This window comes from uncultured Psychromonas sp. (assembly GCF_947489755.1).
Lineage (GTDB): Bacteria > Pseudomonadota > Gammaproteobacteria > Enterobacterales > Psychromonadaceae > Psychromonas.
This window is the reverse complement of sequence record NZ_CANLFB010000020.1, coordinates 1-23,646: the sequence shown is the minus strand read 5'-3', so window position 1 is coordinate 23,646 and position 23,646 is coordinate 1. Positions and strand designations below refer to the sequence as shown.

The 23,646-nt window shown below is 36.2% G+C and carries 20 protein-coding genes; 8 read left to right on the top strand and 12 right to left on the bottom strand.

Going from position 1 to position 23,646, the window contains the following annotated elements:
* Positions 1-63: 63 nt before the first annotated feature.
* The gene (locus tag Q0794_RS12160; protein WP_298942245.1) at positions 64-732 is read left to right on the top strand and encodes an HAD family phosphatase; all 669 of its coding nucleotides are present in this window, start codon (positions 64-66) and stop codon (positions 730-732) included.
* 11 nt (positions 733-743) lie between these two features.
* Here Q0794_RS12160 and Q0794_RS12155 read toward each other — a convergent pair whose 3' ends face one another.
* Both Q0794_RS12155 and Q0794_RS12150 read right to left on the bottom strand, forming a co-directional pair.
* On the bottom strand, positions 744-1,283 hold the full coding sequence (locus tag Q0794_RS12155; RefSeq protein WP_298942243.1) for a lipocalin family protein: 540 nt from the start codon (positions 1,281-1,283) through the stop codon (positions 744-746).
* 68 nt (positions 1,284-1,351) lie between these two features.
* Positions 1,352-2,368, bottom strand: a complete 1,017-nt coding sequence (locus Q0794_RS12150; protein ID WP_298942241.1) for an AraC family transcriptional regulator — start codon at positions 2,366-2,368, stop codon at positions 1,352-1,354.
* A 624-nt stretch (positions 2,369-2,992) separates the two neighbouring features.
* Here Q0794_RS12150 and Q0794_RS12145 point away from each other — a divergent pair.
* The 6 genes from Q0794_RS12145 to Q0794_RS12120 all read left to right on the top strand — a co-directional run bounded on the left by Q0794_RS12145 (position 2,993) and on the right by Q0794_RS12120 (position 11,056).
* Positions 2,993-3,973 carry a rhodanese-related sulfurtransferase gene (locus Q0794_RS12145; protein WP_298942240.1) on the top strand — a complete coding sequence of 327 codons (981 nt, stop codon included), beginning with the start codon at positions 2,993-2,995 and terminating at the stop codon, positions 3,971-3,973.
* A gap of 533 nt (positions 3,974-4,506) precedes the next feature.
* Complete coding sequence (locus Q0794_RS12140) at positions 4,507-7,848, top strand: MHYT domain-containing protein (RefSeq protein ID WP_298942238.1); 3,342 nt, start codon at positions 4,507-4,509, stop codon at positions 7,846-7,848.
* 5 nt (positions 7,849-7,853) lie between these two features.
* Positions 7,854-8,837 (top strand): two-component system response regulator, encoded by a 984-nt coding sequence (locus Q0794_RS12135; protein WP_298942237.1) that lies wholly within the window; start codon positions 7,854-7,856, stop codon positions 8,835-8,837.
* Positions 8,838-8,985: 148 nt separating this feature from the next.
* Positions 8,986-9,612 (top strand): guanylate kinase, encoded by a 627-nt coding sequence (gene gmk / locus Q0794_RS12130; RefSeq protein ID WP_298942235.1) that lies wholly within the window; start codon positions 8,986-8,988, stop codon positions 9,610-9,612.
* 86 nt (positions 9,613-9,698) lie between these two features.
* Complete coding sequence (gene rpoZ / locus Q0794_RS12125; protein WP_025563521.1) at positions 9,699-9,974, top strand: DNA-directed RNA polymerase subunit omega; 276 nt, start codon at positions 9,699-9,701, stop codon at positions 9,972-9,974.
* Between the two features lie 92 nt (positions 9,975-10,066).
* A complete protein-coding gene (locus tag Q0794_RS12120) occupies positions 10,067-11,056 on the top strand; it encodes a calcium/sodium antiporter (RefSeq protein WP_298942232.1) in 990 nt (329 codons plus the stop codon).
* 188 nt (positions 11,057-11,244) lie between these two features.
* Here the strand turns inward: Q0794_RS12120 and Q0794_RS12115 are convergent, their stop codons facing one another.
* The 5 genes from Q0794_RS12115 to Q0794_RS12095 all read right to left on the bottom strand — a co-directional run bounded on the left by Q0794_RS12115 (position 11,245) and on the right by Q0794_RS12095 (position 16,325).
* Positions 11,245-12,057 carry a formate/nitrite transporter family protein gene (locus Q0794_RS12115; RefSeq protein WP_298942230.1) on the bottom strand — a complete coding sequence of 271 codons (813 nt, stop codon included), beginning with the start codon at positions 12,055-12,057 and terminating at the stop codon, positions 11,245-11,247.
* 131 nt (positions 12,058-12,188) lie between these two features.
* Positions 12,189-12,515 (bottom strand): nitrite reductase small subunit NirD, encoded by a 327-nt coding sequence (gene nirD, locus Q0794_RS12110; RefSeq protein WP_298942229.1) that lies wholly within the window; start codon positions 12,513-12,515, stop codon positions 12,189-12,191.
* Positions 12,515-15,061 (bottom strand): nitrite reductase large subunit NirB, encoded by a 2,547-nt coding sequence (nirB, locus tag Q0794_RS12105; RefSeq protein WP_298942227.1) that lies wholly within the window; start codon positions 15,059-15,061, stop codon positions 12,515-12,517. Before nirB ends, nirD begins: the two co-directional genes overlap by 1 nt.
* 256 nt (positions 15,062-15,317) lie before the next feature.
* Positions 15,318-16,109, bottom strand: a complete 792-nt coding sequence (locus tag Q0794_RS12100) for a dTDP-glucose 4,6-dehydratase (protein ID WP_298942224.1) — start codon at positions 16,107-16,109, stop codon at positions 15,318-15,320.
* A gap of 24 nt (positions 16,110-16,133) precedes the next feature.
* Positions 16,134-16,325, bottom strand: coding sequence for a DUF1289 domain-containing protein (locus tag Q0794_RS12095; RefSeq protein ID WP_298942222.1), 192 nt, complete (start codon positions 16,323-16,325; stop codon positions 16,134-16,136).
* Positions 16,326-16,423: 98 nt separating this feature from the next.
* Here Q0794_RS12095 and Q0794_RS12090 point away from each other — a divergent pair, with 98 nt between their 5' ends.
* Positions 16,424-16,780, top strand: coding sequence for a glutathione S-transferase N-terminal domain-containing protein (locus tag Q0794_RS12090; protein WP_298942221.1), 357 nt, complete (start codon positions 16,424-16,426; stop codon positions 16,778-16,780).
* A 52-nt stretch (positions 16,781-16,832) separates the two neighbouring features.
* On the opposite strand, the gene Q0794_RS12085 is transcribed toward Q0794_RS12090, so the two are convergent.
* From Q0794_RS12085 to hemC, 5 genes are all read right to left on the bottom strand, one after another.
* Complete coding sequence (locus Q0794_RS12085; RefSeq protein ID WP_298942218.1) at positions 16,833-18,842, bottom strand: permease; 2,010 nt, start codon at positions 18,840-18,842, stop codon at positions 16,833-16,835.
* A 375-nt stretch (positions 18,843-19,217) separates the two neighbouring features.
* Positions 19,218-20,399, bottom strand: coding sequence for a heme biosynthesis HemY N-terminal domain-containing protein (locus Q0794_RS12080; protein ID WP_298942217.1), 1,182 nt, complete (start codon positions 20,397-20,399; stop codon positions 19,218-19,220).
* 5 nt (positions 20,400-20,404) lie between these two features.
* Positions 20,405-21,532 carry a uroporphyrinogen-III C-methyltransferase gene (locus Q0794_RS12075; RefSeq protein WP_298942215.1) on the bottom strand — a complete coding sequence of 376 codons (1,128 nt, stop codon included), beginning with the start codon at positions 21,530-21,532 and terminating at the stop codon, positions 20,405-20,407.
* 24 nt (positions 21,533-21,556) lie between these two features.
* Entirely contained in the window at positions 21,557-22,309 is a 753-nt protein-coding gene (locus Q0794_RS12070) for a uroporphyrinogen-III synthase (RefSeq protein WP_298942214.1), read from the bottom strand.
* On the bottom strand, positions 22,306-23,232 hold the full coding sequence (hemC, locus tag Q0794_RS12065; RefSeq protein ID WP_298942212.1) for a hydroxymethylbilane synthase: 927 nt from the start codon (positions 23,230-23,232) through the stop codon (positions 22,306-22,308). Before hemC ends, Q0794_RS12070 begins: the two co-directional genes overlap by 4 nt.
* Between the last annotated feature and the right edge of the window lie 414 nt (positions 23,233-23,646).

The following is a 23,646-nucleotide window of genomic DNA, read 5'->3' as shown; positions in this document are numbered from 1 at the left end:
ACTTTATAGATCATAAAATGTAGGTACACTAGCGAGCAATGTTAATTATTGATTGAGAGTTTTATGTCCTACCAAGCTGCTATTTTTGATATGGATGGCCTACTACTAGATACCGAACGTGTTTGTATGCAAGCTTTCGAACAAGCTTGTGTAAAACTATCACTGCCTTTTGTTAAAAGTGCTTATTTGAAAATCATTGGTCGTAATGCCAAAGGGATTGAAGAAGCAATTATGTCTCATTATGCACAGTACATTGAGTATGCCCCTTTACGTAAAGCTTGGATGGATGGTTATTGGCCCATCGTAGAGAATCAAGCTATCCCTGTAAAATCTGGCGTCATTGATTTATTAGAATGGTTTAAAGCACACAATATTCCGGTAGCTGTTGCAACTTCAACACACAATAAATTAGCAGCGACTAAGCTCAGGTTGGCGAAAATAGACCATTATTTTGAACATATTAGTAGTGGTTGCGAAGTCACTCATGGCAAACCACACCCTGAGATTTTTTTGTTAGCAGCAAAACGTTTAAATATTCCAGCAGAGCAATGCTTAGCTTTTGAAGACTCAAGTAATGGTGTTTTATCCGCGCTAGCAGCAAAAATGCAAGTTTACCAAGTCCCTGACCTAGTCATACCAGATCAGGAGGTTATTGCCTTAGGCCATCATATTGAACCATCGCTTAATGCCGTTTTAACGCAACTTAAACAACAGAAACTAAACATCGGTTAACGATTAGAAACTTATTGGGCAACTGATTCTTTGTTAAGAGTTTGATCGACAAAAATAAGCTGCTCAGTTTCAAAGCCATATTTAGCTGCTGTATCAATAAAGTCTTGCTTCACTTCATCACTTACCTGTGGCGTACGAGATAACAACCATAGATATTCGTGGTTATAACTACTAATAAATGCATATTGGTAATCAACTTGGTCCAATTTAAAAACAATATACGAGCCATAAAATGGGCCAAAGAAAGACACTTTTAAATGTCCTGTATTTTCATCATCTACAAAATAAGCTTTACCAACGGCCTCTTGCCACTCCTTATCTTCAGCAGAGTAGCCTTTGTTGACTACTTTAATACCGCCATCATCGCGCATAGAATAAGTTGCAGAGACTTGATCTAGCCCACGCTCAAAAGAGTGGTCCAAACGTGCTATTTCAAACCAAGTCCCTAAATAACGTTCACTGTCAAAATTCTTAACGGCTGTCATACCATCGGGAACGCCTGTACAAGCTGTTTGTAATAAAATTGCTGCTATTAATAATAAGAATTTCATTTTTTGCCTCTAATAATTAAGCCATCATAGATTTATATAGCTTAGTACGTATTAACCCCAGATAAAGCTCACCATTCCACATTATTCTTTTTCAATAACTCTATATTTCGCAAGCGTATATATTCTCTTGGCGTGATCCCACTCCAGCGTTTAAAAGCACGTACAAAATTATTGGCATGGGTATAAGAAAGCTTTTCAGCTAATACTTCATAATCATGTATATCTTGTTCAATTAAATCACATGCTTGCTGAAAACGTACTTCATCGAACACCTTTCGTAATGAAGTGCCTTGAGCATGTAGTTTTCTTTTTAGAGTACGGACACTCGTATTTAAAATAGACGCTATATTTTCAGCTAACCACCCTTGCCCAAAATAATTTTGTCTTAGGAGCAGCTTAAAACCTTGTACAAAAGAGTCTGGAATATATTCAAGATCAGACGGCTTAGAAAGCGTGGTTTCTAATGAGCGTTCCTTTAAGAGGCTATGATCAATTGCAATAGCAGAATAGGGTTGCCCTAATGTAATCTCAGCGTTTTTAAAAAAACGGGATTGTTCTATTCCCATTGCTTGATTATCTTGTAGCTTTACTTGCTTAGGGCTCCAGCCGGGACCAGCATAATGTTCAATTAACATGCAAAGCAAAATCATTACATGCTGTTCAACTTGCCATTGATTATCTTTAACATAAGGATGTTGAGGACGACAAATCCAAATGCACTGTTCACTTTCTTTGAGCCAAAAATAGTTATTATTATGGTGTAAGCTAATTTCTTTAATTAAAAACTGTAAAGCCTGATAAAGATTGTCTGCTTGTAACAGTTGCTCGGTAAATTCACCATATTGTGAAAAATGGCTCTGCTCTGTTAAAGAGGTCGCTAAGTGCGGCGTATTATTGAACTCAGCGGCAAGTTCTAAAAAATGCCAAACTTTATTTTCTAGAATTAACTGGTTAGGCTTTCTTAATAAATCCATACTTAACTCTGCTTGCTCAAGCAAAGACTCTACTGGCATCGATAAAGTTTGCATATACTGAATAACAGGGCTTAGGTGACTTGCTCTAATCAAATGTAATCGTGTTGGCATTTTACCCCTCCATGTTGATGAATCAGAATTTACTTTTAAGTCAAAAGCGTATTAAGCGCTAAAGCAGTATAAACATTAATTGTTAATCCTCTATCGATTAATACCTCAAAAAGGGTAATTTTATTTAAAGTTGACCATTAACTTTCATTTTTGTCATCTTGATCGTTTAAAATACCTGCAGTTGAAAATAGTTATTAATATCAAATAAAAACAAGGTATTAGACAATAATAGAAAAGTGTTATTTAGCTTGATCATTAAAGAGTGGCTACAAAATAGAAGCACTTATCTTTTTAATTAATATCGCCAAAAACTTATCGTTAGACTAATAACGCACGAGTGACTGTTTAAAAGAATCAACAGTGCGTCGATTGATTCACTTAAATAAGAAGAAATAACATGAAATACTTGAAAATATATCATCACAAAAAAAGGGGTTAGTACGGTAAGGAGTTATCTTAAAACATGTTACGTTTCAAACGTTAATCCAAAGAAGCTAGTAATCTCAAGGCTTCTAGACACGTTGATTGATAGGATAAAAACAAGATAAAAATTGCTTATAGCATTTCTATTCGTATAATGCCTTGCTAAATTTACGTTTCAGATCGTAGAACGAGGAAAAAAACATGTCAAATACTGTTGTTTGTGCTTTATATAGGTTTGTTGATCTAGCAAATTACGAAGAGATCCAAACCCCACTACTTAATATATTAAATGCAAACCAAGTTAAAGGCACTTTGTTGTTAGCAAGTGAAGGTATCAACGGTACGATTGCTGGCGATCAAGAAGGTATCGATAATGTGCTCAACTGGCTGAAGTTTGATCCTCGTTTAGCTGATCTAACTGCAAAGTTTTCGTTTGATACTGAAAACCCTTTTTACCGTACTAAGGTAAAACTGAAAAAAGAAATCGTAACGATGGGTGTCGAAGGTATAGACCCAAATCGTGTTGTAGGTACTTATGTAAAACCAAAAGATTGGAATGCTTTAATCAGCGACCCTGAGGTTTTATTAGTGGATACACGTAACGATTACGAAATAAGTATTGGTACTTTTGAAAATGCAGTTGATCCAAAAACAACTAATTTTCGTGAATTTCCAGCCTACGTAAAAGAAAATCTTGACCCTGCAAAGCATAAAAAAGTGGCTATGTTTTGTACCGGAGGTATTCGTTGTGAAAAATCAACCGCTTACTTAAAAGAACAAGGTTTTGATGAAGTTTATCATCTTGAAGGTGGCGTGCTTAAGTACCTTGAAGAAGTACCTGAAGAAGAAACGATGTGGAAAGGCGAGTGTTTTGTTTTTGATAATCGCGTATCCGTTAATCACCAATTAGAAAAAGGTCAATACGACCAATGCCATGGCTGTCGTTTACCTATTACGGAAGAAGATAAGAAGTCAGAAAAGTACATGCAAGGTGTTAGTTGCCATCAATGTCACGACAGCATCTCTGAAGAGCAAAAACAGCGTTTCTTAGAACGTGAAAAACAAATCCGTTTATCACTTGAACGCGGACAAGCGCATATTGGTTCGGAAGCGGTAACGCAACTAGAACAAAATAAAGCCAAAAAACAAGCTCAAAAAGAACAACAACGCGAAAAAGTATAGCCTGTCAATTAAGACCAACAGTTAACCTTAGCTGTTGGTGGCTTCCTGCTTATTTCACCTTCCTATGTTTAGACATTTCCTTTGTATCATCACTGTAATACGGCAACACTACCAGCCTAGCGCCAATAACTCATACCAGCATTAAATACTGCCAATTCCTATTTTGAATTTTTGCTTAATAAGCAAACCACTACTACAGTCCTCTCGTCATGGGATTATTTTTTTTAAAAAAACAACGACAACAAACATAGGTAATAATTTCATCATAAACCATAAAAATATATCAAAATTGTTCGATAAAGTTCAACTTTATTGAAAAATCGCCGATAGTAATAAAATGGAACTCAATTCAAATAATAAAAAACAAGTTCTTAGTAAAAAATATGAGCCAACAATACCTCTTTTTACGTATTTATAATAAACACTTATTTTCATCAATAATATCGATCTGCTATTTAATGACATTTGCATAAATAACTTATCCTTTTTATAAAAAACAAAATGTCTTTTAATTTAATAGCGGTACTTAATATATGTTAGAACAGATCCTAGATATTTTTAATTATAATGAATCAAGCTTATTTGTACTCTCAAAGTACAATCCATGGCTTATCTTATTATCAATATCTATTGCTATCCTTGCTTCTTTTATGGGGTTTCAAGTTGCACATCAAGCACAAGATGCAGCACCTCTGCGTAAAAAGATCTCTCTTATGATTGGTAGTCTCGTTTTAGGTGGCGGTGTTTGGTCAATGCATTTCCTTGGCATGTTAGCACTCGACCTTTGTACCAATATAACTTATCAAATAGATACGACTCTTATCTCTGTTCTCCCTTCTATCGCAGCATCTTGGGTGACACTGAATTTAATAACTCGTAAAGAAATAAAGAGTCGTCAATTAGTGTTTGGAGGAATACTAGTGGGTTCAGGGATCGGTGCAATGCATTATATTGGAATGGCAGCCATGGAAATGGCCCCGTTACTACGATATGACCCATTCATGTTTATCACTTCTATTTTAGTGGCTATTGTTCTTGCTATATTAGCGTTATGGATCAGCTTTGGTTTAGATAAGCATAATACACCTCGCTTCAACAAAAATATAAAAATAGCCATCTCAAGCTGCGTCATGGGTGCAGCGATAGCGGGTATGCATTATATAGGTATGATTGCTGCCCGCTTTGTATTGCCGCCAGGCATGGAACTTTCTGAGCAAACAGGTGAAATATCGACGATATTAGCGTTAATTGTGACTGGGATTACTGTTGTCGTTATCTTTATTGTTTTAGGTGCAAATATTATTTTTCGCCATAAAGATATTTCAACAAAAGCGATGAATAATGAACGTCGTTTAATTGCGACAATGAATACTGCGATAGATGGCATCATAACCATTGATTCAAAAGGTATTATTATTAGTGTGAATAAGGCTGTATCTACATTATTAGGTTGGCAATCAGAAGAGCTTGTTGGCAATAACGTTAAAATGATTGTGCCAGTTCCTTATCAAAATGGTCATGATCAATTCATTGATAATTACTTACAAACTCGAGAAGCTAAAATAATAGGCGAAGATAGGGAAGTAGAAGCGCTTGCTAAAGACCATGAAAAGATTCCCGTTCGCCTAGGTATTGGACATATAGAATTAAATAACCAACACATGTTCATTGCCTTTATTTCAGACCTACGTGAGCGAAAAGCAATGGAAAGCTCATTGCGCAACAAAGAAGCTAAAATACGCTCTTTAGTGGCTAATATTCCTGGTATTGCCTATCGCCACTTAGATACTCCTGGTTGGCCAAGTGTTTTTATTAATGACGAAGTAGAGAAAATGCTGGGTTATCCTGCTGAAGACTTTTTATTACCTAATGCTAAACGGACTATTGCCGACTTTGTGCATCCTGAGGATATGCAAATTATCCTTGATACTGACTTATATCATCCAGATGGTTATCAACTTGAACTAAGAATTATTGACCGTTATAAAAATATAAAATGGATACTCGGCTACGGTAGAGCAGTACAAGGAGACAAGCCTGATGAAAGGTATTTTGACGGTTTTATTATGGATATTAGCGATCGTAAAAAAATGGAATCTGCATTAATTTCAGCAAAAGAAAAAGCAGAACAAGCGGCGACAACACGCGCAGCCTTTTTAGCGAACATGAGCCATGAAATTCGCACCCCAATGAATGCAATTATCGGCTTTAGTGATATTTTATTAGATGAAGAACTAAATAATAATCAAAGAAAACAACTTAATACGATTAACCAGTCTGCAAAATCACTGCTGCATATTCTTAACGATGTACTTGATAGTGCAAAATTAGACAAAGGTAAATTCCAATTAGAATACCGTGACTTTTATTTAGTGGAAGAAGTCGATTCAGTGGTATCTACTTTGTGGTTACAAGCACAACATAAAGGTTTACAAATTAACCTTAATATAGACAAAGATGCACAATGTTTCTATAACGGCGTGCCTGATAGGTTAAGACAAGTACTAACAAATATCATAGGTAACTCAGTCAAGTTTACAGAGGCAGGTAGTGTCACCATTGACATAAAAAATACTCAACTAGGCTTTTTGCACTTTGCTATTTCTGATACTGGTATTGGTATGACGCAAGCTCAATTGGACTCTGTGTTTGAGCCTTTTGCACAAGCAGATGAGTCAATGAGCCGCCGCTTTGGTGGAACAGGTTTAGGCACAACCATTAGTAAACAGTTAATTGAACTAATGGGGGGAACGATTTCAGCAACGAGTGAGAAAGATAAAGGCTCAACTTTTGAATTTAGCATTCCACTTAAATTAGCCAAGGTCCCTGCTAAATCAAAATTGAAAGAGATTTATACTGAATTACCACAACTCAGCATATTAATCGTTGATGATATTGAACAAAATATTGATTTGATGAGTTTGATATTAAAACGTAATGACCACTCTTTTGCTGTGGCAAGAAACGGAGAACAAGCACTGCATAAAATGGAAAATGAACGTTTTGATATTGTATTAATGGATATCCAAATGCCTGTGATGGATGGATTGACTGCATCAAAGAAAAGACGTGAATATGAAGTAGAAAATGGACTCCCTAGACTACCCATTATCGCTTTAACGGCCAGCGTATTGCCTCAAGATAGAAAATCAGCTGAAGAATCAGGTATGGATGGATTTGCTAACAAGCCAATCGATCTTCGCCAATTATTAAATGAAATAGCCAGAGTATTAACCTTAAACAAAGCAATAGTTGATATAAATGAAAATAAACCAACACAACAAGTATCGATTGATATTGAGAAAGGGATTGATTTATGGGGTTCAAAAACAACGTTATTTAGCGAGATAGTACAGTTTTTAAGTCAATCTAAAACGAATATTTTAGCACTACCGCAGCTCATAAAAAATGCAGAATGGGAATTAATAGAAAGTACAGCTCATAAATATAAAGGTGCCGCTGGAAACTTAGCATTGAACCGATTAATGTTGGCATTAACCTCGTTAGAGGATGCAAGTCGTAAACATAAAGAAAAAGAAGCATTAGCATCACTTGAACGCATTGAATTTGAAATTAATTCAATCACCGAATGTACTAAAAAAATGAGTACCAGAACATATCAAGAAGTGAAATTAGAGAATACTTCGCATGAAGCATTACTGGAAACACTATTAAAGCTTAAAGTTTCTGTGGAGAATAATGAATTTGATGATGAGCAATTAGATATATTACATGCTGTTCACTCTAATTATAATAAAGATATTGAATCGATCATTACCGCATGTAATGACTTTGATTTTGAATTAGCCTTAAATCATATTAAAGTGCTTATTCAATCGCTAAAACCTTCTATTCAAATAAGTGTAAATGAGTAATTTAAATGCCAAATAGTAAACAAAAAATATTGATTGTTGATGATGAACCTATTAATTTAAAGGTCTTAAACAATATTTTAAAAGACATTTATAAACTCATTTTTGCTAAAAGCGGCGCTGAGGCATTGCGTTTAATTGAAAAAGAAAAGCCAGATTTAATTTTACTCGATGTCATGATGCCAGAAATGACCGGGTATGAAGTGTGCGAGCGCCTCAAAAAAAATCCTTTATATAAAACAATTCCAATTATATTCGTCACTGCTTTAAACGATGCAGTGGATGAAGCGAAAGGCCTTAATGTAGGTGCGGTCGATTATATTTCTAAACCTGTAACCCCTGCCGTCGTAAAAGCACGCGTAAAAACACATTTGTCTTTAGTCGATATAGATGAATTGAAGCGCACCAGATTACAAGTAATTCAACGATTAGGCCGCGCAGCTGAATACAAAGATAATGAAACGGGTATGCACGTGATGCGCATGAGTCATTACTCTAAAGTCATTGCTTTAGCGTATGGCCATTCAGCAAAAGAAGCTGACGCATTATTTTTAGCCGCACCGATGCACGACATTGGTAAAATTGGTATTCCTGATAGCATCATGCTTAAACCAGGAAAACTAACCGATGAAGAATTTACAATAATGAAGAAGCATCCTGAAATAGGTGCAGAGATATTAGGTGAATCAGACTCAGATTTAATTGAATTAGCTAAAACAGTCGCAATGACACACCATGAGAAATGGGATGGAACAGGTTACCCTAGTCAACTAAAAGGGACTGATATACCAATTGAAGGGCGCATAGTCGCGCTTGCAGATGTATTTGATGCATTAACCAGCGTACGCCCTTACAAAGAAGCATGGCCCGTTCAAAAAGCATTAGAATTGATTCGCTCTCAAAAAAATAAACACTTTGACCCAGAATTGGTTGATTTATTTGAATCACAGCTAGATAAAATTATCGAAATAAAAAACCGTTGGAAAGATTAGCATCCATTGGATTATTATAAAATTAGTTGATCATTAAAAAGACTTCATTCATAAAATAAGCGATAATCCGCGCTTACAAAAATTCAAGTGCTTAAAATTCCACCAGCCAGGCACTTAATTTACAAAAACTGTTTCAGGAAATTTAACTATGTCCCAAGTCGGCACTCTTTTTATTGTATCTGCCCCGAGTGGCGCAGGAAAATCTAGCTTAATTAAGGCACTATTAGCCGAAAAAAGTGACCACCCTGCTCAAGTCTCAATTTCACATACAACACGTTCACCACGTCCAGGAGAAGTGGATGGTGAGCACTATTACTTTGTAAATGAAGCTGATTTTAAAAAGTTAATTGCAGAAAATGCTTTTTTTGAATGGGCTGAAGTTTTTGGTAACTATTATGGTACTTCACGTATTACTATTGAACAATCTCTAGCACAAGGTATTGATATTATGCTGGATATTGATTGGCAAGGTGCTCGTCAAGTACATAGTGTCATGCCAAATGCCAAAGGCATTTTTATTTTGCCACCCAGCCGAGCAGAATTAGAAGCACGTTTAAACAAACGTGGACAAGATAGTGCAGAAGTTATCGCTAAACGCATGGAAAAAGCACAATCAGAGATGTCGCACTACAATGAATACGATTATTTAATCGTCAATGACGATTTTGATACAGCTACACAAGAGTTTTCTGCTATTGTACGCGCATTGCGTAATGAGCAAGAAAAACAAGCGATTAAACACCGCGAAACAATCAGAGAGTTATTAGAAGTATAATCTCTATACTAAGATGCTGGATCAATTCGTATTTAGCACATATAATAACCGCCCTTTTTTATGTAATTAATTTTTGGAGTTCAGCAATGGCACGAGTAACCGTTGAAGATGCAGTAAATGTAGTAGGCAACCGTTTTGATCTAATCTTAATGGCTTCTCGCCGAGCTCGCCAGCTTGCTACTGGAGGTAAAACACCTTTAGTTGATCCAGAGAATGACAAACCAACCGTAATTGCTTTACGTGAAATTGAAGAAAACTTAATTACTAATGAATTAATGGATATTCAAGATCGCCAAGAAAGACATGAAAAGCAAGCAGCTGAGTTAGCTGCTGTTGCTGCGATTGCAGAAGGTCGTGGCTAAATACCAACAGACTTTATAAATTTGAAGAAGCGCTGATCATGAAAATGATCAGCGTTTTTTTATAGGTAATTCAAAATACTCAGGAGGAAGTTTTGATCACTTTATTATATCCAACATTAGCTATCTTAATTGGCTTTGCACTGCTTATATGGAGTGCTGATAAGTTTGTATTAGGCGCATCGAATACAGCCCGTAGCTTTTCTATCTCACCTTTAATTGTCGGTGTTGTCATTGTTGGTTTGGGCACATCTGCACCGGAAATGTTAGTATCATCTATGGCCGCATTAGACGGGAATACTGGACTATCAATTGGTAATGCAATTGGCTCTAATATTACCAATGTAGGTTTAATGTTAGGTTTAACAGCTTTATTCTACCCATTACATATTCATTCAAAACTGCTTAAACGAGAAATGCCTGCCCTTTTAGTGATTATGGCAATCAGTTATTTCCTTTTGTTAGATCAGTACCTTAGCTTCATTGATGGTTTGATATTATTGTTAATGATGTTTGCTATGCTTGGTTTTACTATTTGGGAAGCCAAAAATAATGGTGGTGACACATTACCACAAGAAATTTTAGATGAGCTACCAGAAGAAATAAGTAAAGGCGCGGCATTAAAATGGTTGATCATTGGTATTATTGTTTTAATCGCCTCTTCTCGTCTTTTAGTCTGGGGAGCAGTAGAAGTAGCGGAATACTTTAAAGTCAGTGATTTAGTTATTGGATTAACCGTTGTCGCAATCGGGACGAGCTTACCTGAATTAGCAACAACAATTGCAGCAGCCCGTAAGAAAGAATTTGATTTGGCGGTAGGTAATATCGTGGGTTCTAATATATTTAATATTCTTGCCGTCATGTCTTTACCTGGTTTAATCCACGCAAGTAGCTTTGAGGCTTCAGTATTAACACGTGACTACCCAGTTATGTTTGGACTGAGCTTAGCATTACTGCTGTTCTCTATCGCTTGGAAGAAAGGAAAAGTAGGAATTTTAGGACGTGTTGAAGGCGCTTTATTGTTAATCGCTTATATTGCTTATATGTTTTGGCTGTATAAAGATACAATAGCAACCACTCTCTAACGACTTATGTATTAAGAATAGTCATTGCGTTAATTACTTTTAAACACATAATAAAAAATAAGGCCGTAAACTATCGTTAGTTTACGGCCTTATTTTTTGATAACAGATCAAAACAGTCATCATACGCTGTAGCCCTTCATCGTATGTACTTAAAAAACGATGAGAGGCTCAAGATCAGACTTTAAAAATTATACTAAGTTACGTGCAGGTTTTGTTTTAGCATGTGTAACGTACAGTGCCATCCCAGTAAACACTAAACCACCAATGATATTACCTAAAGTAACTGGTAATTGATTCCATGTTAACCAGTCCATAATAGTAAATTCTGCGCCTAACATCATACCAATTGGAAACAAGAACATATTAACAACCGCATGCTCAAACACTAACGCAAAGAAGATAAAGATAGGGAACCACATTGCTAGTGTTTTACCACTCACTGATTTTGAAACCATTGCGCCAACCACACCTAAACAAACAAACCAGTTACATAAAATACCTTTTACAAAAGCGGTGATCCAACCATCCATACCATGCTCAGCAAAACCAAGTGAGCGAGCTGTTGATGCTTTAATAAAAGCTTGCCCTACTGCACCAGGCTCAACACTAAAGTTCATAGTAAACGTTAAGGTTATTAAGAAGGCGACACTCACTGCTCCAATCAAATTACCTAAGCCAACTAATAACCAGTTACGTAATACGCCGGCTTTAGTCACCCCTTTTCGTTTATCAAATAATGCCAATGGTGCGAGCGCAAAAACAGCGGTTAGTAAGTCAAATCCCATGAGATTTAATACAACAAATCCGACAGGAAAGACTAAAGCGCCAACAATTGGCAATCCCGTTTGAACAGCTGCAGTAATCGCAACAACAACGGCAACCGCTAAAATAGCACCAGCCATGATGCCTCGAAGAACGGTATCTCGCGTTGACATGAACACTTTATTTTCGCCTGCATCGATCATGGTTTGAACAAATTCAGCTGGTTTAATGTAAGACATAGTTAAGTCCCTATTGTTAAGTTTGAAGTTAAAATTGAATAGTGAAAGGCTCCTTACTTACTTTATGAACAACATGCGTATCATCATAAGCAAGAAGCATTTAAGCTATTTAATCTTTACAGCTAAGCCTTTTATAACTGGACCTCGATATTGCCTTCTTTAACACGTGTTTTATAGGTAGAAACTGAGACTTGATCATTTTCTAAACATGAACCATCAATTAAATTAAAACGTTGTTTTTTCAATGGTGAAGCAACCCATAACTGATCTTTATGCTCACAAAGAATACCGCGAGACAAAACATTTGATCGGGCGAATGGGTCCATATTATCCATGGCAAAGACTTGTTGATCATCACGAGGACGGAAGATAGCAACTTGCTTACCATCAATTAAAGCACAAACACCTGTTGCTGGGTAAATACTGTCTAATGCACAAACTTGGTTCCATTTTCTCATTATATTTCCTCCAAGTTAATAGTGTAAGTTGGGGCTTTTTCTTCAATAAATGCTGGGCGTTTTTGACCACGCTCAGGAGTGAATACAACATTGTCATCCTGTTGATCACTATTAATGAAGTGTGAGAAACGCGATAACTGTTGTTGATCTGATAACGCCGTTTTCCATTCACATTGGAAGCTATTAATGGCGTCAGCCATCTCTCTTTCAAGCTGATCATTAATGCCTAACTTGTCATTCATGATCACCTCTTGTAAGTATTCAATCCCACCTTCAAGATTCTGTAACCATACTGACGTACGCGTTAATTTATCGGCTGTACGTACATAAAACATCATGAAACGATCTAAGTACTTAACTAACGTTTCTTTATCTAAATCAGAAGCTAATAGCGATGCATGTTGTGGTTTCATCCCGCCATTACCACATACGTAAAGATTCCAACCAGAGTCTGTTGCAATAATGCCGACATCTTTACCCTGTGCTTCAGCACATTCACGAGTACAACCTGACACACCAAATTTTATCTTGTGCGGTGTACGTAAGCCTTTGTAACGATTTTCAAGCTCAACACCAAGACCTACACTATCTTGAACACCAAAACGACACCACGTACTTCCTACACAGGTTTTAACCATGCGTAACGCTTTCGCATAAGCTTGACCCGTCTCAAAACCAGCATCGATTAGTTGTTGCCAAATATCGGGTAAGTCACTTTTGTGAGCACCAAATAAACCGATGCGTTGTGCACCTGTTATTTTGGTATAAAGCGCATATTGTTCAGCCACCTTAGCGACGACACCTAATGCTTTTGGCGTCACTTCACCACCCGCCATACGAGGAATAACAGAATAAGTCCCATCTTTTTGCATATTACCTAAGAAGATATCATTGGTATCTTGTAAACCATTATGATCTTGAGTTAATACAAAATCATTCCAGCAAGACGCTAAAATAGATCCCACCGTAGGTTTGCAGACTTCACAACCGTAACCTTGACCGTATTTCTCTAATAACGCTTTAAAGGTTTTAATCCCGCCAACACGAATCAAATGGAATAGCTCTTGGCGAGAGTACTCAAAATGTTCACAGATATGGTTTTTAACTTCCACACCTTGTTTTTTCAGTTCGGCGTTCAATACTTGCGTAATAAGCGGAACACAACCACCACAACCTGTGCCAGCTTTTGTTTCCATTTTGATTGCACCAATCGTTGTATGACCAGCGGCAACGGCTTCAGAGATGTCTGATTTTTTGACATCAAAACATGAACAAACTTGAGCTGTTTCAGGTAAAGCATCTACGCCTAAACCCACTTTTTCAGCACCAGAATGACTAGGTAAAATAAGTGCATCGGGGTGTTTTGGTAATTCGATATCATTTAGCTTATATTGCAATAAATCACTGTAGCTACTGCTATCACCAACTAATACTGCCCCTAATAATTTTTTACCGTCTTCAGAAACAATAAGACGTTTATAAATTGATTTACTGCCATCTAAATACACATAGCTTTGACAGTTTGGTGTACGGCCATTTGCATCACCGATACTACCAACATCAACCCCTAACAGTTTTAATTTTGCGCTCATGTCTGCGCCAGTAAATGCGTTCTCATTGCCTAATAATGTATCAACGGCTACTTTTGCCATGTTGTAACCTGGCGCAACTAAACCAAAGAACTTTTCATTCCAAGAAGCACACTCACCAATGGCAAAGATATTGGGATCAGATGTAATACATTGATCGTTAATCTGAATACCACCACGCGGTGCTGTTGCTAGGCCACATTGTTTTGCTAATTTATCTTGTGGGCGAACACCCGTAGAGAAGACGATAAAATCAACTTCTAATTCACTACCATCGGCAAACTGCATGGTATTACGTGCAGTCTCTCCTGAAGCAATAATCTCTTTGGTGTTTTTACCGGTATGAACATTTACACCAATACTTTCAATTTTACTGCGTAATATTTGGCCACCTTGCTGATCTAATTGTTCAGCCATTAATACAGGGGCAAATTCAATAACATGTGTTTCTACGCCCAATGCTTTTAATGCACCCGCCGCTTCTAGCCCTAATAAACCACCACCGATAACTGCACCACTTTTACTTCGTCGAGCAGTAGTTTCGATAGCATTCAAGTCTTCAATAGTACGGTAGACAAAACAATCTTTGCTTTCGTTACCTTTAATGGTCGGTACCCACGGATAAGAGCCTGTCGCCATGATTAGCTTATCGTAAACAATGGCACGACCGGTTTGTGAATGAATAATTTTTTCAGCACGATTAATAGTTAAAGCTCGTTCACCAACAAAGACTTCAATATTATGTTTTTGGTAATAACCTTCTTTTACTAATGACAATTCGTCAGCGGTATGATGAGAAAAATATGAAGAAAGATGTACGCGATCGTACGCTACACGTGGTTCTTCACAGAAAGTAACGATATCAAAATGATCCAAACCACCTTTATCAACAAACTCTTCAATAAAACGGTGCCCGACCATGCCATTACCAATAATGACTAACTTTTGTTTGCTCATAATTTCCTCTTCCACCAGCTAAAACTAAATTCAGGTGAAAGATAACCTACCCTTGTAAACAGAACTTGATAGATATCAATAGAAATCACATAACGCTTAAAATAAGTGCATTTATTTTAATAAATGTTATAGCCCTTACTTTAACTATGGTCTTTTTGTGGTATGGGATAAGTCATATAGGTGGTTAGCTGTATTAATTGCATTGTTAATACAGCGTGCATAAGAAGGGGTTATTTGCGAATCAAAAGAAATGAAGTTAACAGACGATATTACATATATCAGGATAAATAAATTGATAACCTAACTGCGTTTTTATTTTTTCATTACACACTATTTTAGAGGCACTTGGCTCTGTAATAAGGCATTCAGGTTCTGGATATCCTAATGATAATGCCATTTTGGTATAATATGACTGTTTAGTGGGATGATTATCAGCACAACCATTAAACACATCACCCCATGCTTGTTGTTGTAAAATAGCTTCAATTAATTTAATGCAGTCAAGTTGATGAATTAGGTTCACCTTAGCATGACCATCTTTAATACGCTTGCCTCCGGCAAAAAATCTACCGGGATGACGTTTACGTCCGATTAAGCCAGCGAAGCGAATAACTGAACAGTCAAAGTGTGTATTCTCTGTAAATAACTTTTCTATTTTACGTAAATTAGTTTCAGTTTCTAAGGTGTCACTTTCTTTACATATTCCTTGGTGATTACTATAAACCGAAGTAGAACTAATAAATAAAACGTGTGCAATAGGACTTTTTTCAATGACAGTTACAAGGTCTTGGAATGCGGATAATGACTTACTCGTAATATTGATAACAAGCGTATTCGCTTGTAAAAAGTCTTCGACGTTATTTAAACTGTCTAAGCCTCTTTCTATATCAACAATATAGGATTTAAAATTCAAATCTGTTAACTGTTTCGCTTTGCTTGCCGTTCGAGTTGATAAATGCACTGTTTTCCCAGCAAGCTGTAAACTACTCGCTAATGGTAAACCTAGCCAACCACTGCCTAATATACTGACCGTATCATTCTGATTCATACTCATAACCTATTTAAATGTTAACTATGATGGACATGAGTGAGAGGCTTTAATCTTCTCACGCCGTATTTTTGTATTAGCAATAATATCTTGTTTACCTGAGTCTGATGCTTGTGACCAACCGGTGATTTCAGTCAAACTACGAAAACAGCCTAAACAAATATCTTCTTCATTTAAACAACAACTTGAAACGCATGGAGAAGCAGGAGTACTCATTTATCTTCCTTAATTAGTATTCGAGGGGTAATCATCTTTTATGAACCTCTTGGATCGGTTACAATTTTACTCTCACAGTCAATTACAAAGAGAAAAAAATGAAAATAATTCGCTGGCTATTAGGCCGTTTAATTTTAGTGTTAAACTTTATTTTTGCACCTAAGAAAGCAAAACGCAAAGACGATTTACAACAACAAGTTGACCAAGAAACAAAGAACCTACAATTATACCAATTTGCTGCTTGTCCTTTTTGCGTCAAGGTTCGACGTGCTATACGCCGTAACGCACTAAATATTGAATTAGTCGATGCAAAACAACCAGAACATAAAAAAGTGCTAGCTGAGCAAGGCGGTCACGTAAAAGTCCCTTGTTTACGTATAGAAGAAAATAACACGGTTACTTGGATGTATGAGTCATCAGACATTGTTAGCTATCTAGATAAAAGATTTGCTTAATAATGCCTGTACGCTAGCCATAACAATATGATTAGCGGACTTTTAATCTTTTTTAGTGATGATGGTGACGATGTGCTAATAAACTTTTAGGTAATAACTCCGCAATAAACGCACGCGCCCCTCTTCGTAATAATGAAGCAAAATATAAAACAAGAATAACGGCCAAACTAACAAAATGCCACCAAGAAAAGTCAGCTTCTAACTCACCTAACCATGGTAATGGGAAAGCATCGATATACTCATTAAACGACAGCCCAATTAAGAAAGCCGCCACCAACATCACCATCGCAAAGGCAAAAGCGGCAAAGTAACCTTGTTGAAGCTTTAATTGTTTTAATAAATCTAAACTAATACTCGGCCCAATTAACAAACAAGCAATGGCCGCCCCTGGCGATAAACCAGCTATTAACATCACTGCAATCACAGGTGTCATTCCCGTTGCGCATAATGCAAATGGGAAAGCGATAAGCACCATCACTAACACTTGTAGCCATAAGGCTTGTTCAAAGAAAGCCCAAGCAGGTGTAGCGGATAAAGTAGCCGCTAATGCCCAACCAAAAATAACCCAAGGTGCAGTATGATCTAACTGATGTTGATAACCTTGTTTTATCGCTGTTATAAAACGTGACGTTGTATGTCCACTCTGACAAGTTTGTGCGACAACAGCAGAGATGGGATTCTTAAAGTGTCGCCCTAATAACCATGCGATTATTACAGCAAATAAAACGGCAAATACAATGCGCAATAAAACTAATTGCTCACCTAATAACGGGATAGAAATTAGAATAGCGTCAAAACCAATGATTGGAGTGGCAATTAAGAACGCGGTCGCAAAAGTTTGATTTGCTCCTAGGTTTAATAATTGCTGATGCATTTTACTCGCGACAGGTGAACAAATAGGTAAAGGAAGTCCATATAAAACACCTTTGATGGCATCTTTAAAATGACTTTTATTTCCTTGAGCAGGCAACACATTTAATACTGGTTTAAAGTAATGCATTAAACCACTTAACAGGTAAGCAAATAACAGCATAGGTGCACTGTATAAGGCTAATTTGCCAAAGTTAACTAGCGTTAATGCGGTATTGTGCTGTTGATGTAGCGCCTCGCTTTCTTCGATACTTTGATTATGATGTACATCTTCATGCTCATGTTCGTCATGGACTGCATCAGTATGCAGCTCTTCATGATGTCCTGTCTCTTCTTCTATATGCTGAGACTCATTTGTTTGCGCATGTTCTTCAGCATCATGAATAAAGTGTTCTAACTGCGAACCATCATGTTCGACCTCTTGAACAAGAAGATGAGCTTCATGTTCATTGGATGCGGCATGATCATGGTTATGTTCTACATAGCCAAGCCAATGTGGTAACAATACAAACCCTAAAACTACTAAACCGAAGAAGCTACCAATACCTGCAGCATATTTATGCTCTTTTGTATTACCTTGCTGATGCTTTTTATGATGCTGTAAATAAGGTCGATGCAAGACAACATGCATAATAGATCCCATAACAAAAGCTTGGAACCAAGCAAGTAGCTGTCCATCTAATTGAGCCATAGAAAGCTCCGCATAAGACGCGCCAAGTAAAGTCGCTGCTGCCATACTAATTAAAACAATAAAGGGTAAAACAACACCATATTGCGGGCGTAACAACCACCAGATAGTCAAACCAACGGGGAAACGATGTAATAGAACACCTAGCGCCAATAACCATCCGGTATGGTCAGCTTGATTTGTTAATAACACAGTGCCATCAAGGCTAGCATGTAGTACTAAGCCTAATACACCAAGAAACAAGGTTGTGTTATGGGCTTTATTAGCGGCTTTATGGAAGTATTTTTCTATCAGAGAAGGTGTTAGTAGACCTAAGCCTGTTAAGACCAGCACAAATAAGCCACCTTCGTACAATAATTCAGGGAGAATATGGAAAAGTACAAGGCCAGATATGCTAACAAATATAAAAGCATCTAATAGATCTAACCAACCAGGTTGTCGTTGTAATAGTCGGTAAGTAACAGGGCCTAAGAATAAGGCTAAAATGCTTAAAATAAGTAACATAAAAAAACCAATTAATTTAAAGATGTTACAGTATAACATCTTAAATTAATGGGCTATCAGAAATAATAGTAATTCAATTAAGTATGTGGTTTAAGTTTTGCACAGAAGAAACAATTTAATTTAAGGCATAAATTAAGAAAAGAGATTGTTCCCTTTGTAAAACTTATCACCAAGAAAAGGACTTTTAAACAGAACGATAGCTCGACTATTGATTGTAATTAGTCTCATTATAAAATTATTTAGAAGAGTATTAGTGAGAGTTTAATTGGCTCATTAGCCTAGACAATATGAACTGTAGATTACTGACTATATATCAAATACAAAAAAGGTAAGTCGAAACTTACCTTTTAAATTAAACCATTTTAAGCAGCAGACTTATTTTGCCGCAAATGCCAAACCTTCACGGTAATATAAGTTCGCTTCTTCAAGCTTATCTTGCTGCTCTAATAGAGAAGCCAATAACTGGTAGTCAGCAACATTAGGTAATGTTTTAAGGCTTTCGGTAAGGTGCTTAATAGCAGCATCTTGATTGCCCTCTTTTAGCTTTAAATGTGCCAATGCTTGATTAATATAATCCGCATGTGTTGATTTTTTTAACTGCTTTTCCAGAAAAGTAATAATAGGATAATAATCCGTTACTTTTATTTTTTGAAGATAAGGTAGCAATGGTAATGAAAATTGGCGCTGTAACTTATCCAGTAAAAATTCTTGAGCTAACTTACCATGGCCGTTATCAACAAAAGCTTCCAACACCGCTTGCTGATAAGACAATTCTTTACGCATCCAACGAGCAACATCTTTATACCAATAGTCATTGAGTAATTGTCCGCTTTCAGATGCTAACTTTTGGAATAGTTGTTGGTGAGCGTAAAGCTCTAGATCTGCAAACTCCTGTTCATTTAAACCAGTCAATTTACGTTGCGTATTAAGTAGAGAAATTAGTTTACGCCATTCATTAATTGCAGGATAAAGCGTTAAATAGTGTTGTAATATTTGCTTGTTTTTAGGGAATCGTTGATCTAATTCAGTCATGGTCGCTAATGCATTTTCATACTGTTTAGCATCAATTTGCAGTTCAGCCCATACTAATCCAACAGCTAATTTACAACCTGGATTTTCATTTGCTAATTGCAAGTAATCATCACGTTTATTAAATTCACCATTTTTATGTGAGGCACGTGCAGCCGCAATATAAGTTAATGCAGGAGACTCACTACGATCAGCTGATTTAGATAATAATTTTTGTGCTTGTTTAGTATTTCCCTCTAATAGGGCAAGCATACCTAATAAACTATTCTTTTGTGCTTTACGGGTTTTACGCTGTCCAAACCAACCACGAGTGACGCTACTCATAGATAGCAGTTTACGTAATATCCATTCTACAACTAATAATAGAAAATAGAATAAGATTGCGATAAAAGCAGCATTAATAATCGTTGTTTCATAAGTAGTATAACTATCAAATGAAACTAGAATATAACCTTTATGCGCACTTAACTCCGGTGCAAAAATCAATCCTGTAAGTAAAAATATAACAATAATTAAAAGTCCAATCATAATCGTTACTCCGCATTTTCAATAGTAAATGACTTGCTAATGCGTTGTTTAAGAATGCTAGAAAGTAAAGGCGCACTTTTGAATTGATCAGGGTAATCAATTGATACATTTTGCTTACTTAATCTTTTTACTGAGGTATAAAATTGCTGAGTTCTTTTATCTTCCATATCGTAATAAAGAGCTACCAATTTCAATGCATTCTGTAATGCAAGATCATAAATATCTTGCTGTTCTCTATACACGGCAAATTCAGCTTTCGATAATGCATTTCTTAAGTTTTCTTTTAAGTACCAAGATTGTTCAGGTGATAATAAAGCTTCAACAGGTTTATCTCGATGAGAAATAACGATAAAGCTTTCAATAAATGAATTCCAAGATTTATCGACATTCGCTTCCCAATCAGCAACATCCCCAGAAACTTTTTTATCTTTAGCCTGTTTAATTTCAGGCACTTCTAATCCCGCTACCACTAGCTTATCAATATTACGTTCTAAACTAGATAATGCCAAAATAACACCATCAACATCACGTTGAGGCAATGCTTCAAGCATATTAATATCTTCAAGTAATGCGCGACGTAAAGGATTTAAACTAGGGTCGCCCATTTCAACAATACGTTTATCAGCAGTACTTAATAAATCAATCGTTGATTTTAAATCATGCTCTAACCATAGCTTTCGACCTGACAAATTAATTAAATATTCAACTTCAGATAAAATCCAGTCACTTGGATGGCGAATATTAGTTTCTGCAACACTACGCTGGAGAGCTTGCATATCAGAACTGTATAATTTGCTTTTATTTTGAGCATCTAATAACTGAATGTTAAGTTGTTCAATTTGTGTTTTGAACTTATCGTTCAATGATTTACTTTGTTGAAATTGGTTATTTTGTTGTGCAACTTGAGATTCTAACTTGTTCGCTAAAGTTTCAATTTTTTGCTGATAAGCAGTATTAGTCGTCACATTATTTTTATAGAAATAAAAGCCATACCCTATAATACATAACAGTAAAATAATAAAAATCAGAGCAATAATGGCTAATAGCCGAGAAGATTTTTTGCGTTTCTTATTAACAACATCTTCAGATTCAGATGTTGATGTATTTTGAGTTTCAGTATTAGTATCAGTCATAACATTCCTATTTAAACTAATGGGCTATATACAGGTGCCATTATTTACTTTAAAAAATTCCACAATTTGATCTGTATGTAAGCTTGGTAACAACACAATATGCTGAGCACCTAACAGTGAAGCCTGATTGGCTACACGTTCACTTGGGACATAAAATATTAAGTCGCATATCCAGCTTGTATAATCCTTTGGTACAAGACTAAAGAGTTGATTTAAAATTTCCACACTGCTGATAATAGCACCATTTATAGACGCTTGTTGCCAATTATTAACTAATTCGTGACCGTTAAGATCAATCTTAATACGTTTATATGTTTGAAAGAAATCAACTTTTGCACCACGCTCAATTAATGTCGTTTCGAGTAAATCTCGCCCCCCTTCACCACGTAAAATTAAAATACGTTTAGTTTTAATTGATTTAAGCTCATCAAGTTCAAGCAACCCCTCACTATCAAATCGAGTAAAAGGGCACAAAACACGCTGACCAGTGACTTCGCTAAGTATATTTTGCGTAGATTGACCTACTGCAAAATAACAAGCTTCAGGCCAATTAATATTTATCTGCTGTTGAGCATACTTAACTGCATTACCACTTACTGCGATAACATAGTCATAATAACCAGATAAAAATGTATTAAGTGTTTTAGCATCATCTAATGCGGTCACCGTTAATAGTGGCTGCGCAAGAGAAAAAAAACCAATATCATTTAAACTATTAGCAAGTCGCTCTGCATGAGGGGCAAAACGAGTCACTAATAAACGTGGTTCAATTATCACTTATAAACTTCACTTAAAATTTCTTTCGCTCCAGCATCTAATAACTGCTGTGCTAATGTTTCACCTAGCTCATGAGCTTGATCAACATGACCCGTTAATTCTTTTCTAATGATATTAGTACCATCAACACTACCCACTAACCCACGCAGAAATAGTTGATCGCCATTCATTAAAGCAAAACTACCGATAGGGACTTGGCAACCACCTTCAAGTGCTAAATTCATAGCGCGCTCAGCTGTTACTCGAACACGTGTTTCACGATGTTCTAAAGGAGCAAGTAAAGCAATAGTTTCAGCATCATCTAGTCGACACTCAATACCGACAGCACCTTGACCTACTGCAGGTAAACTTACTTCTGGTTCAATAAAACTAGCAATACGAGATTCCATCTCTAGACGAATTAAACCTGCGGCAGCAAGAATAATCGCATCATATTCACCATCATCTAATTTACGTAAACGTGTATTAACATTTCCACGTAAGTCTTTAATTTTTATATCTGGTCGTAATTCACTGATTTGACATTGACGTCTTAAACTACAAGTACCAACAACTGCACCTTCAGGTAGATCAGCTAATTGTTTAAAGTGATTAGAAACAAAGGCATCACGGGGATCTTCACGTTCACAAATAATACTTAACCCTAAACCTTCAGGAAATTCTACCGGTACATCTTTCATCGAATGAACAGCTATATCAGCACGCTTTTCTAAGATAGCAACTTCTAGTTCTTTAACAAATAAACCTTTACCACCCACCTTTGCTAAAGGAGTATCTAAAAGAATATCGCCTTTTGTTTTCATTGGTAATAATTCAACAGTTAAATCTTTATGGTGCTTCATTAACTCAGCTTTAACAAAATGAGCTTGCCACATCGCTAAAGGGCTATGACGAGTTGCAATACGGATTATTTTTTTAGACATTATATTCTCTCTTACAAAGGGGTAATTAATGCTATCAAAAACAAACTAATGATCCATACAAATATCATATAAAGTGTCAAAGTTGACATTAATGTATAAATTTAATACATAAAAGCATAATATTTTAACGTATTAGAAGCCTAGTTTAAGTTCAACATCGAGATAGCATAAGCACTTCTCATAACAGTACCCGATAAGGACACCTATTAACTTATACTTTTCATTGAAATCAAACTATCTTTCATCAAAATATGGCTTGGAAATATATAATTGTTACTACCTACATTAAATAAATAGACATAAAAAACTTTAACTAAATTAAACAATAAAACGATTTATACCATTCCGCCTAATTAGCTGATCAGATTCATCCAATCCCTAGTGCACATTTTTATTACTCTTTGACTATCACTT